Source organism: Shewanella sp. LC6 (assembly GCF_006385735.2).
In the GTDB taxonomy this organism is placed as follows: domain Bacteria; phylum Pseudomonadota; class Gammaproteobacteria; order Enterobacterales; family Shewanellaceae; genus Shewanella; species Shewanella xiamenensis.
This window is the reverse complement of the sequence record NZ_CP043902.1, coordinates 929236-942627: the sequence shown is the minus strand read 5'-3', so window position 1 is coordinate 942627 and position 13392 is coordinate 929236. Positions and strand designations below refer to the sequence as shown.

8 protein-coding genes are annotated in these 13392 nt (G+C 40.4%); 4 read left to right on the top strand and 4 right to left on the bottom strand.

Features of this window, described 5'->3' with window-relative positions; genetic code table 11:
- Positions 1 to 223: 223 nt before the first annotated feature.
- On the top strand, positions 224 to 4096 hold the full coding sequence (locus FJD32_RS04245; RefSeq protein ID WP_140906592.1) for an AAA family ATPase: 3873 nt from the start codon (positions 224 to 226) through the stop codon (positions 4094 to 4096).
- A gap of 86 nt (positions 4097 to 4182) precedes the next feature.
- Here FJD32_RS04245 and FJD32_RS04240 read toward each other — a convergent pair whose 3' ends face one another.
- Entirely contained in the window at positions 4183 to 5574 is a 1392-nt protein-coding gene (locus FJD32_RS04240) for a hypothetical protein (RefSeq protein WP_140906593.1), read from the bottom strand.
- A gap of 717 nt (positions 5575 to 6291) precedes the next feature.
- Here FJD32_RS04240 and FJD32_RS04235 point away from each other — a divergent pair.
- From FJD32_RS04235 to FJD32_RS04225, 3 genes are all read left to right on the top strand, one after another.
- A complete protein-coding gene (locus FJD32_RS04235) occupies positions 6292 to 6957 on the top strand; it encodes a DeoR family transcriptional regulator (protein ID WP_140906595.1) in 666 nt (221 codons plus the stop codon).
- A gap of 364 nt (positions 6958 to 7321) precedes the next feature.
- The gene (locus FJD32_RS04230; RefSeq protein WP_140906596.1) at positions 7322 to 8296 is read left to right on the top strand and encodes a hypothetical protein; all 975 of its coding nucleotides are present in this window, start codon (positions 7322 to 7324) and stop codon (positions 8294 to 8296) included.
- 26 nt (positions 8297 to 8322) lie between these two features.
- A complete protein-coding gene (locus tag FJD32_RS04225) occupies positions 8323 to 10119 on the top strand; it encodes a S8 family serine peptidase (RefSeq protein ID WP_140906597.1) in 1797 nt (598 codons plus the stop codon).
- A gap of 287 nt (positions 10120 to 10406) precedes the next feature.
- On the opposite strand, the gene FJD32_RS04220 is transcribed toward FJD32_RS04225, so the two are convergent.
- From FJD32_RS04220 to FJD32_RS25230, 3 genes are read right to left on the bottom strand one after another with little or no spacing between them, the layout of a single operon-like run.
- Entirely contained in the window at positions 10407 to 12620 is a 2214-nt protein-coding gene (locus FJD32_RS04220) for a hypothetical protein (RefSeq protein WP_140906598.1), read from the bottom strand.
- On the bottom strand, positions 12617 to 12826 hold the full coding sequence (locus FJD32_RS04215) for a hypothetical protein (RefSeq protein WP_140906599.1): 210 nt from the start codon (positions 12824 to 12826) through the stop codon (positions 12617 to 12619). The genes FJD32_RS04220 and FJD32_RS04215 overlap by 4 nt, the downstream gene beginning before the upstream one ends.
- Before the next feature lie 43 nt (positions 12827 to 12869).
- On the bottom strand, positions 12870 to 12998 hold the full coding sequence (locus tag FJD32_RS25230) for a hypothetical protein (protein WP_258195984.1): 129 nt from the start codon (positions 12996 to 12998) through the stop codon (positions 12870 to 12872).
- Positions 12999 to 13392 lie beyond the last annotated feature (394 nt).

Below are 13392 nucleotides of genomic sequence, written 5' to 3'. Positions count from 1 at the left end.
GAGCGAATAGTATCACTGACATCTGCAAAGTGTTGTGACTGACTAAATTTAGCCACAGTTTTAGAAGCTTCTCTCTGATTCATTTGGGCTCAATCCTGAATTGTAATGATGTTTCACTAACTTTTTAGAAGTAACACATTAATTTTGCTATCCGCAATGTGGCTGCGGATAGCTGAGTAAGATAGGCAATGAAAAATGACTTTACACACACCGGAGCCATAGTATGACCCTCACTTTATCACAAAGTAAAAGCCTACTCATTGCTTACTACCAGAGTTTTCCTAATGCTATTAAGCAAAGCATGCTCAATACTTCATTACACCCTCTGAATGAGTTGCTTGCTGTTTGCCTGTCACATTATAAAGGCAAAGCTATTGGCCCAAATGATGAAGTTTCATTTAGCATAAAATTGAATCCCGACGCATTATTTAACTTCGAGGTTAACAACCTATTCATTTCAGACTTTATTCAACTAGAACAAGATCTTGAAAAAGTAGGACATCAAGCTGCTCACAAATGTCGCGACTATAATTTTAGTGAATATCTTGCAGACGTTTGCGCTTTCACCTCATCGATCACTCATAAAAATGGACTTTCATATAATGCTTTAGCAGATCATTTAATATCGGAGTCAGAAATAAGTGACAATATTTTAAATGATATCCCTCCCTATGAAGACTTGGGTTGTAACTATTTAAGCAATTGTTGGGACAATAATGATTCACAAAATAGAACGCACACACCAAGTATACATTTCACCCAGCACAAAAATCATCGACTTAGCCATATAGATATTGCAGAGCTCATCAAATTCGGCGATGAACGTGTTCAAGAGTTGCTTAACAACCTAGCTTGGATGATAAAAGCTAAACATGATTTAATTAGCGGACGTCAGGAAACAGCCCCAATATTTATTGGAGAAGAGCTGTTTCTGGCGGCCGCGGTTGGTTGCATTGGCCTTGCCAATGAATTCGCTAAGGTATTTGGTATTCCAACATTTACACTTCGTTTTCCAAAAGCATGCATTCAATTGCGAAAAATGCTTATGGAACAGGTGCTTGAAAGAACAACAGAAAGTACTGTAGATTCTGTTCGTGGTGTAAGCAAGCATTGGTTTGCTATTGCTGAGGATGCCCATAAGCACAAACTTATGTTTGAACATGAAACGCAAGCATTCATGACAAAGCTGTTAATGAGAGAAGATGACCAACGTATTGGACTATCCATAGTAGATATTTCGAGCTTAAACACTTGGATTAAACAGCAAAATAATAAACATCACCTTACATCATCAATGAATCATTTAATCAAGGATTTCATTGATATCAATATGATAAAAGATGAAACAGTGCCGTTTTTACAAGCAAAGCAGGTTAAACAACATCTACATAACAAAGTGATTGGGCAACCACTAGCTACAGAAAATATATCAGCACATCTTTGTGCTTTATTACTAGGTAAACACCATACCAAACATCTTGGCGTGTCCACCTTTTTAGGAACCAGTGGTACAGGAAAAACCTACTTAGCAGGTTGTATTGGAGATATATTTACCAATACTTTGTCGCTGGAGTACCAAGTAAAGATCCTTAATATGGAACAATATTCTGATGCTAGAGATGCCATGAAGTTGTTTGGTTCGGGAGCACAATATATCGACTCAGCATTGGGAGACCTTACATTATCAGTGACTAAAAACCCACGAACCATAATTCTGTTTGACGAAATCGAAAAAGCGCATCCTCAGGTTGTACAGTCACTGCTCACCCTTATTGATAAAGGGTATGCGTTGGATCAGACAACCAAACGAAAAATCGATTTTTCTCTTTGCTATTTTATTTTTACTTCTAACATCGGTAGCGGTGAGTTTTCCGCTGCAAACGCCAATCTTGAATTTGATCCAGTGGAAATCCTAACAAGAAGAAACAAGGATAAAGACAGAGTACTTTCCCCTGAAATGGCAAACCGACTTGCGGCCGGAAATATTACAGTATTTAAGCCATTTAAAGCAAAAGATCTCGTTAAAATTGCCTATAGAGAAGCTATTAATTCTCATCAGCGTAGTAAGATAAAATGGCCAGTCAGCACATTGCCAGAAATAATCCTTGCCAGCTTGGGGGGCAGTGCTACCCCAAGGTCGATTGCGACTCAGTTAAATAAAATCGAAGGAAGGATTATTAATGAACTAATAGATAAGCTACCTGATTATCAGATGAATCACCTAAACAAAATACGTTTTTCATCAACGCAATTAATAGAGCAAGAGATGGTCAGTTTCAGCATAGTGTCATCACAAACTTTCATACCAATTTGCAACGATTCTAATGTAGAGGTGTTTTCTGGTAGTGAGTTGACTAGTATTGAAGCTGCATTTGCCAGTAAAGCAAACGCGATACTAATTGACGAGTCAAGCATGACAGTTGAGACGTCCTCAGTCATCCAATTAATGAAAATGCATCCCGAGAAGGTGATTTATACTTGTAGCTTTGAGTCTCAATCTTCAAAAATTACAAGCTTTAGTGAAACCATCCAATCGCATTATGGAATGAAAGAAAGCGCTTGTGCTGAAATTTTTAATCAAGTTATTTCAGAGGTTCAGTCTCAGAATAGATTAATCATGGCAACAGAAAACTCACTTCGCCGAAATATCGGCGTGACCTTTGATTTTGGGTATCAATTGATGAACGACGGCATTGAAGTTAGATTTTGTAGTTTTTCCCAAAAGCAAAGGGTTAGCGCAAAAGATGCCAAATTACCTTTCCTAAGTTTTGCAGGTAAACCCACAGGTTCATTAAATGATGTGGTTGGGCTTGAAAGTGTTAAAAAGCGTTTAAGCTTAATAGCAAGGTCTATGGAAGATAAACACTCACAGCTTGCTGAACATTTTAGTTTGCCAAAAGGTTATCTGTTAACTGGAGCACCCGGAACAGGAAAAACCCATTTGGCTCGCTCACTTGCAGCAGAAAGCGACATGTTCTTTTTTGCTGTCAACTCGGCAGATCTTTTGCTCGGTAACCCTGTCGATAACATAAACCAGTTGTTTGACATAGCCAGAAGATACGCGCCCAGCATTATATTCCTTGATGAAATTGACTCTATCGCTAAGTCACGGCAACTGACTGGTGCACAACATGCCGTTGTTGTTAACGCGCTACTCACTGCAATGGATGGCTTTCATAAAGATGACAGCAAGATATTTATCTTAGCGGCAACAAACAATGCGGATGAGTTGGACTCGGCTTTAAAAAGAGCGGGACGATTCGACAGAACGATTTACTTTAACCTTCCCTGTAAAGAGGCTAGATCTGTCTGTATCCAGCAATGGTTTGATAAACAGCTTATAGAGTTAACTCCTTGTCTTAAAGAAGAATTAGTTACCATGCTGGAGGGCGCGACGATTGGCCGCATCCGTGAAATTTTTAATCACTCCGTCCTATGCAGTGTGGAAGAAAACACACCTTGGCACCCTCAATCTTTAATAGAGGAAATAAGGGCTGCCAAGCTCGGCAGTGTGACTCTCTCGCTGAAGCAGTCTGAAGTGCAGCTAGCCAATACAGCCTATCACGAAGCAGGACATTTGGTAGCTCATAAGCTACTGCTCCCTGATGTACCAGTGGATTTCGCATCCATTCAGCCTAGGGGGGCTGCATTGGGTATGGTAGTACCCGGCCAGTCTGAACATGAGCCCTTGCTTTCGAAGCATCGCATTAAAGCCTATCTTCAAGTACTACTGGCTGGTATCGCAGCTGAGCAAATGATTGGCCTCAAAGATGATGCACAAACTATTGGCGGAACGGATGATCGCAGAAAAGCCACACTTCTCGCCAAGCGGGCAATTGTTGACTGGGGCATGTCAGAACAGTTTGGTCTAGCGATTCCATCGGAGCTCAATACCAGTAATATTCAAGTAAACACTGAAATCAATGACTGGTTAACGTCTGCATTCAATGACGTTCGCGACTTACTATCAAACAATAAGTTACTGTTAGATAAGGTGAGTGATGCGCTTATAGAAAAAGAACAATTGGATAAGAGCGATATAGATAGATTATTTTCATCTTTGCTGTCTGTTTACCAGATAACTAATGCTGCATAGCGAACTGTGACTAGCTCAAAGGTATAAGCTTTTGGCGTAGAGTTCTGAATTATCCCATTCTAACCACAATTAGAATGGGATAATTTTCATCTGTAATAAATATACTCAATTCCTTCTAACCAATTATACTTTTTGACTTCACACTCGCCGTTCTGAGTACCAAGATCAAAGTTATTTTTAATTAGAAACCTTTTTACTTTCTCCGAATTATGATAACTCATTCCTTCGATTTTATTGATACTCTTAGTACGGCGGCCCCCCATACTAATGAGCTTATGCTCTATGAAGACATTTCCTGAGTAGTAAGTTCCTTCGAAATATGGATAGCCAGTATTCCCCTCAAAACGATAGTCTATTTCATACCAGCAGGATATCTCTTCTGAATCAACATATACCCCTAATATTTTATTCTTAATAGTATACTCGACTAAAGAGGAAGGAGCTCCTCCATCAAAATTTTTATCAATAACATCTACGTAGCCATATTCCATCAAAAAATCTAATGAAAATGGAATCTGTTCGCATTCAGATGGAGTGTAAAAATCACCCAAAGGAGTCATTAGATTGAAACAAGCATCAACCTCACCCATGTTTTCACAAAGAGTATCGAAATCTATTTTCCTCGCAGCAAAATCAACTATTATAGACAATAATTTATTATACTTAGATTGATTCTCAGAATAGTCTCCAATTAGATACAATCCATACAACTTCTTTAATAACCTATGATTAACAAACACCAATTTATTACTTTCAACTCTAGATATAATCCCTTGCAAAACATTTAACTTAATTGCTATTTGATGCTGATTTAACTTATGCTTTTCAGTAATCAATTTAATAAGGGAAGATATTGGCATTAACAATACAGCATAATAATCATGCAGGCATTTTTCACAAAATGCAAACTCTAACTCAAACCCTTTACCACCTACATTAGAAACTGCACCATATTGTTTATGTCTATGAGTGCTCAAAAATAGGTAATATCCATCGATTTCTTTGGTGGTCTCATATAAATTAAAGTCATAATCTTTAGCATTGCAAAAATCACATAGCACACACTCTTTTTCAGTATTGCTGATGACTTTAAAAAAGTCTGATTTTATAACGTTATTTATTCCTATTTGCTCATCATTAAGATCCTCTGAACTTCTATTAACATACACTGTGTCTGGTGGGTAGCCATAATAACCTAAACTGGACTTTATGTTGAAACCAGATATTTCAAAAGTGTATTTAGATAATTGTTTACGCAAGCTTTCTCTGTTTAATGAATGTTGTTTTGTCTTTTTCAGACGATGAAGTGTTGCCTCCCCAATATACATATCGTCAGCTAACTTTTTAATGTTGGCCTTTGTAGGTCGCAGGTTAGTTTTCCGAACAAGCCAGTCCCATACACTTTCGTTAATTTCCCAACCACCTAGACGAGAGTTAATCTCATTCCATAGAACAACATGTGCGTCCATTAATTCCATAATTTACATCCCCAAATACTTAACCTTGTAGTGGTGAAACCATCAATTTTAGTGCGATTGGTACAAACGTGTTTACGAGGCATGTAGATTTCTCCATCAAAGGGCTCTTAAAGCTTCATCCTGATGTAATAGCGAAATCAGTCTAAAACAAATAATTGATGGCAACCAGCAGCAATACAAGTCTCGATAGACACTGTTAAATAAAAAATCTGCTCCTTTCAGAAAATCTCAATATTTATGACCAGCTAAAACTTAACTCATTGAAAACATATCTAAAACTAACATTTTAGAGACAATGCATGTAAAAACCACACAAGTTATCAAAAAGTGTATAGCAAAACCATGCACTTTTTGATTATACCTTTAGGCACTATAGTTCACACAGCCAAAAGTCACATAGCAGCAAGAGGTGGAACATGAAATCGGTCACAATACTCACAATCAGCAGCTGTTGCAGCAAATTCAATGTTGAAAATCTGAATAATGCTACACGTATTATTTGTGCCACTTATGGAGTTTCTGAGTTTCAGGTTTTGGATGAATTGAGGGATATCTTTGAATTCGGCCTAGATAAATCCAGATGCTCTACTGAGCGCATCATAAATCTTTGGGAAGACTATTGTGCTGATCAGTTTTTAATTAACTGTGAAGAGCTCGGAATTGCGGCCTAATTGATTGATTTTTAGTTACCTTCAATCTTCCAAAAGGGTTGATGAAATGAAAAACACAGAGCGTTTATTCATGATAGCTAAAGAAGTATTGTCAGTATTTAATCCCACGACTATTAAACAGTTAGTGGAACAATTTGGAGTATCAGAGAATACAGCCAAAAACGATCTGCTTGAGCTGGAATCTCAGGGGGTTGCTTACTGTGCCAATCCAAATGGTAAGCCACAGCTCTGGTTTGCGGTACAGAATTCTCCTTCGTTAGAAATGACCCTTGAATTGGCGATAGCACTGAGTCTCGTGAGTAAGTCTGTGCAGAGAATATTACCTCCAGAGATATATAGGTCTATTGAGCATGTTTTTGATGCGGCAAATGCCACTTGCCAGAAAAAACGCACAGCGAATCACCAAAGTAAGGTCATTCGATTTGAGCGAGCAGTGGGCAATGTCGATTTGAACATGCATACGGTTCTTAACAATATTAGGCCTGATGTATTTAATACTGTGAAGTCCGCGATATGCTCTGATTGTGAACTCCACTTTAAAACCCCTGACCTTAACATTGTAGTCAGCCGTATATCCCTAATTGAATTGAAAGGTCAGCTGTTTATCAGAGGCATGAGCGAAGGCAAACAGTGCCATCTTGCCGCTTCAGATATTTTAGCTGCAAGAGAGTCAAAGCCACTTTGGCAAGAATCTCCTAGACGTGCAGCATAATGAATTCTAGCTGTTTTAAATAAGGCGCTGGAACGTAAATTTAATTTAAATTCACAGAGGCCTTACAAGAAAAAAGGTTTAATTAAATATATTTCCACCTGATAAGTATCTGTTGAATTATCGCAAGCATATAACAAACATTTTTATTGAAATATACTCAGCAAAAAGCATGTATTTGGGGGGAGGTGATGAATTAACAATATTAAATAAATTTTATTTTTTAAAGTGATCCTATAAATAAATACCAAATTGTAACGATGTTAGCGATAAGTTCACCATTTATCGTATAGGCCTTTATTTACCTTGTATTAAGCCAACATCATATTCAAAGCACCTGACATTTAACAATCAGTAGGAGTAAAGCATGAAAATAAATAATCGGCATTTATCTATAACTGCTATGGCCGCGGTTTTTGCACTATCTGCTTGTGGTGGTGGCGGTGATTCAGGAACAACAACCCCAACCAACCCTGATGACGGTTCGACGGGAGGGGGCACTACGACGCCAGCATTAACTGTTGCCGTCACCTCCGCGCTGCCTGCGGCGATTGCAGAAGGCGGTGAGGGACAGTATGTACTTACTGTGACTGGTGCTCAGAATGGCTTTAGCGTAAAAACCGCGCCAACAGTAAATGGTGGTGTAGCGACGGTGCAGCATGCCATTAAAGATGACAAGGTGACAGTCACGATTATTGTGGGGGATGTGGATTACGCAACTTCCACGTTCACCAATGTTGTGACGATTACTGATGGTAAAAATCGGCAAGTACAGCAAGCCAGCAAGACAGCGTTAAAGGATACAACTGCAGCCCCAGTGATCACTAAAATCACTGGTTCGGCGGCCAAAATCAAGTCATTTGCTGAAAGAGCACAAACCTTATCCTTGGTGAACAAGCTTTCTGAAATCGCCATGGTGATGGGGGAAACGGTTTATAGCGACTACGGTAAAGAATTCCAATCCGCAGTGAATAGCAGCACCGCGAAAGCATCGTTGTTAGCGTGGTCGACTCATGGGCCTAACTTGGTGTCAGCATACAACGCAGGACAAGTAAGTGAGATGGCTTTAAGTGATGCTATGACCGACATTCTTGTCAAGGCGCAGCAGCACTCTCAAGCGGGTTCACAAGTGTTAGCAGAAGTGATTTCAATAGCGAGCTGGGCGACAGGTAATTTTGCGGTAACGGGTGTGTATTTAAACCCGATGGACTATAGCCTATCGATGTTTGAAGGCAACCCAAACCTTGGTTCATATCAGGATGGTGTGTGGAAGTATGCAGCCCCTGTCTCCTTTTTAGCAGCCATTGTCGGCACTGACGTCAATATGTGCTCAGTCAACTAATTCAAATTTTGAACGAGAATGATGATATGAAAAATATAACAAATAAACTGTCTGTAGTGGCGTTAGCAATGGTGGCTCTTTCTGTATCAATATCCGCGGTAGCGAGTGGTACGGTTCGAGTTGTGATCACCAAAGATCCTGTTGTAAATAGCCAAAGTGCTACTAGCAATCTAAATAGTGTAGCCAAACTCCCTGCAATACAATCGACCACATGCGTACCAACGCCGAAAAATGAAGGTGAATGGTGTATCAGCGGTACCACTTTGGGAGTGATGCGTTCAAAGTCGTTAACAGCCACTAATGCAAGTCCGATGCAAGTGGTTAGCTTACCTAGCTACGGCTATACCGCAGAAGAAGTCGCGCAGCATCTGAACACTCATAGTAACGTGGGATATGTTGAGGCTGATCTAGAGGTATCCACTCGTAATGATATAGTTACCAGTGAAGGCGGCGTGATCAGCAGCGCTACTAATGACCCCGCATACAGCACCTATCAACGTTACTACTTTGAAAGTGCAGATGTTACTCCTTCTGGTTCTAACATTGTTGGATTGTGGGATGCGGCGGGTATGCCTAATATCACTCAGCAATCAACTAATGCACCTGACGTATTGGTGTTTGATTCTGAATTTGTCGCGAACAGTGAAGTGCCGTACTTCAGTGGGCGAAATTTTTCTACCACAGCACTGACCTCAGGTGGTGAGCCACAAAAACGCAGTGACGACTATCGTCCACCTGCAGGGCTGACAGGCTGTCAAAGTCATGGTTTGAACGTCAGCAGCATTATTGCAGCCAAAATTAATAATGCCGCAGGTATAGCTGGGGTAACAAACAATGTTAAGGTTCATGCTATCAAAGCATTAACCTGTGGTACTGGCTTCTTATCTGACGTCGCTGACGGATTATGGTGGGCAAGTGGTGTCGCATACGAAGGCGTGACTCCATATGCAGGTAAACCCGGTGTCATAAACATGAGTATTAGTGCACCAATCTCTTCAAGTGAAGCTTGCCCCAATTACTTGCAAACCGCAATTGACGAGGTAACTGCGAAAGGTTTTGTTGTGGTCAATTCCGCAGGCAACTATAGCTCTAACACTGTGGGGTATGTGCCAGCGAAATGCAATAACGTAATTACTGTTGCATCAGTAGATCGCACTGGTGACAAGGCTGGTTTTAGTAACTATGGTGACGAAGTTGATATCGTGGTGCAAGGTGACGAAATGGCAGTAATTTGTAGCGCGACAAACAGCGGTGCATGTTATGGTCAAGGCACGTCTTACTCAGCCCCTTTAGTATCAGCAGCACTAACTGTGACTCAACATGCTTCGAAAGTAACTCCTGCTGAATTAGGCACAGCACTATCAATCACAGCCCGTACTGACACTTGGGGTTCGACCTGTGCGTCTGGTGTTTGTGGTGATGGCATTATGGATGCGTCAAAGCTTTACCAAGTGGCTAAAGCTGTGGCAGCGGGAACCGCCAATCGCCTAGAACACGTTTTGGCAAACAAAGACGTTTGTGAGCAACAATGGTACTTAGATCACTTCGGCCACGCTGCCCGTCTGTGTGAAATGTATAAGCTGACAATGATGAATGGCATCACCAAAGATGGTGTGAGGTACCGCTTATATTCAGTGCCTATGGGAGATGCTATGGGGGAAAGTGCTCAATTTGAAGGTGAGTTCAGTACTGGAACAGTGATACTGCACAACGTGATGCCCTCAGTCCGAGATTACGCCATAAGGGTGTGTCAAAATGGTGATTGTAAAGGTTGGCAAGCCGTAGATTCAAAACATGCTCAAAAGCCTTCAGCTTGTAACTAAAAGTTCAACAACACCTTAAAGGAGGCATGACCTCCTTTCTTATTTTTTATTAAAATAAACTTTCAATGACCTTTCACTGTAAATAATAAATAATTCCCAATGATGTTTAGCTGATACGAATAGACAAGCTGATTACTAGATGATGGGCTTGGATTTTAATATGTATTAAAGAGCATTGCTGATACGGAACTAGGAACCTCTTGTCAATTCAGTCAGAATAAGTTCGATTCACTAACTACAATCAATCCGCTATTGAACTTAAAGTGCATCATCCAGAACAAATTCCTTTAGAGCCTCAAAGCCAAAATTGAGCGGGAGCGCCAGAAAGCCGCAATCTGCCATGCATTGTTAGGAGTCTTGGTGTATGGGTCAATGAATATCTTATCTGGCTTGCCATCGTACTCAAGCATTAGCGAAAATAAATCGCCCTCATCCAACTCTGCGGCTAACATTAGTGGGGTATACCCTTTAGCTGGACTGTTATGCTCGGCATTTACATCTGCGCCTTGCCTTATTAGCAATCTCGCAATGTCTCTGAGTTCATCAATGTTGGTATTTTTGCATACTCGATCAATCATCAGATCTGCCATTTCTTCTGCTATATCTTTGTATAACTGAGTCTTTCTTCGCTCGGATAATTGCTCTTTTAACTCAGAAAAACTGTGACCAAGTACACCTGTTAATAGACGCCTTTCTGCATCAATCAGTTCAGGGGTTACAGGGTGGTGCAGTAACATTTCTCGAAATTTCTTAGGATTCTTTTTAACGCCGATCATCTTAATGATTTCATTCAGTGCAGTTTGATGGTCTGCTAACCCACGTTTGCCGACATCTGCTCCTAACTCAATAATCTTACTTACTATTTCGAGTTTTCCCGTTCTGACAGCTTGTATCAGTGCAAGGTGCTTTTGTTTTGACGTCTTTTGATTCACTGTGTCGGAGGTCATTGGATTCTTGATTATGGCGTCGTAAAAGCCCCTATTAAGAGACTGATAGGGCACTTCAAGTAAATCTAGTTTATAGAGTGACAGCAATAGTGGAGTGTCACCAACCTCTGAGATAACGTTTATATTTGCACCACGGTGAAGAAGTAGGCTAACAGCTGATATGTCGTCAATCATAATGAAGTAATTAAGCTGAGGCATTCTTCGTTTCCATGTACTGCCAACATTGATTTTTTTATCTGGATATCTTAAATCAGGCTTAATCTCGCAGTTGAGATCTAGCATTAATGGCCCATAGTTCGCGGAGAAAGGATAAGAGACTCCAGGAAATAAAGTGCGAGGTAAGAACATCTGCTCGAACCCTTTACGCCACATATCGATTTCCCAATCTTCCACTGTGTCTTTAATGCGTAGTTGTCCTTTCGCTGATTCGATTTCAGCAGAGGGGATGTCATAGCCATAAAGAATTTGCGCTGTTTTAAGCTTTTTTAGAAAAACGTTATCAGGATTAGCTGCCGCACTTGAAACCACTAAACACTCGTTTATTACCAGCTCAATGAATGACCCGCCGCAGCACAATAAAGAATCAAATGCTTTTTCATATACTATTTGGGCAGGCACTAAATGGCCTGACAAAACTAAAAATCTTGCTTCAAACCAGCTTAGTAATCCTTCGCCACCTCTTGGAATTAGAGCTGTGGTGATGTTTTTGCAGAGCAGTAGTTGCTTTGCCGCAAAATCCAAGTCAACCAATGTTTTGTTTCGTTTGGTTAAAATTTTCTCTAAAGCCGATAGCTCATTTCGAAAACTCGGAAATGCTGAAAGATAACGATTTGGGTGTCTATTCATCTTAGCTGTTAAATCGCAGTTGCCCGTAACGACAATGTCGATTACCCCTTTAATCAGTCGTTTACCCCAACTTTTTGTCTTGAGTACATCGATGAATCTTGCTGTTAACAACAGTGGGAAAGTAAAAGATTGGTTTTCGTGAGGGATAAGCGTTCTCAGACTTTGATAATCAGGAATATGCTTTCCTGAACGCCAATTTCTGATTTTATCTTTATCCTCTTTTGATGCCTCGGTAAATGTTTTCCAGCCCAAAAACGTGTCGTGGCACCAACGCCAAACTTGATCAAAGGCCGAATTTGAACTCAATAAATCGAGAGTCGAAGGGGCGTAATAGCGTTTTAACGGATCGAGCACTTTTGTTAGTGCGGCTTCTAGTTGTATAGCGAAGAAGTGACTGTTGATTGTGATAAGTGCTCTTTCACGGCTCGAACCTATAAAAAATCCGCGCCCTGCCATTTTTTGACAGTACGTATTGATACTGGAATTCACTGCATGTGTCGTGAATACCGCAAAATCGTTCAAGTCGCTTTTGGCAAAGCTTTCATAGAATACACTATTGATTAATTCGCTGATCTGAACAGGGTGAAGAACAGCTTCCCTAGCCCTGTCATCAAGATACTTTGTTGTTTTAGTATTTCGAATACCAAAACAACCGGCTATTTCGCGAATGATTTCAACTGGCGTTGGTAGAATGTATCCATACTTCATATAGCCCCCATGGCGTAGCAAAGTCTAACGTCACGTTTAAAGTTATCAAAGGCTCTCTTGTCACTAGGTGAACCTGGAACTACAACCCTTTTACCTGAGGGAGATAAAAGCTTTGCATGTTTCTTTCCTTGGATAAATGTCCAGCCTGCTCTGCAAAGTTGCTTAATATATACATGAAAGTCTTTATTTGAGCTAAATTTTTTCATAGGCTCCCCCTTAAGCGGGGGAACACTCCCCCGCAGTCATTAACTAACGCTTAGCAGGTGCAGGAATCGCATTACCCCGACCAGTACCAGATGGGTTTCCGGTAGTACTTGGCCAATTGCCGCCATTAGCAGGCTGGTTTGATGGCGGGCGAGATGAACTTTGTTTACTCATTGCTTTTTCCTCAGTTAAGCCCCAAATTAGGGCTAACCAAAAATACAATCTTGCTTAGTAGATTACGGCCGTGCAGTTGGCGGGATTTTCTTAAATTTCACAAGATACTGAATTTAAAGCTAAAAGATATTGATGCAAATTGGTAGTCACGTTAGTGAATATACACTACTGAGAGAGTTTAAATCGTTAACCCTGACTAAAGGCGCTTTAATAACTGAACATGCAGAAATCGCGCGTTTATGCGCATATTTGAGCTGTTTCAGCAGTCATCGACATAAAACAGCATCTGAACTGCAGTTATACATATAAAATTCGATGAATGTGTACGATCGCGGCTCATAGTGCAACGCCCCCTGCAGACATCAGTGATGATGCATTACAATGCTTAATCGCT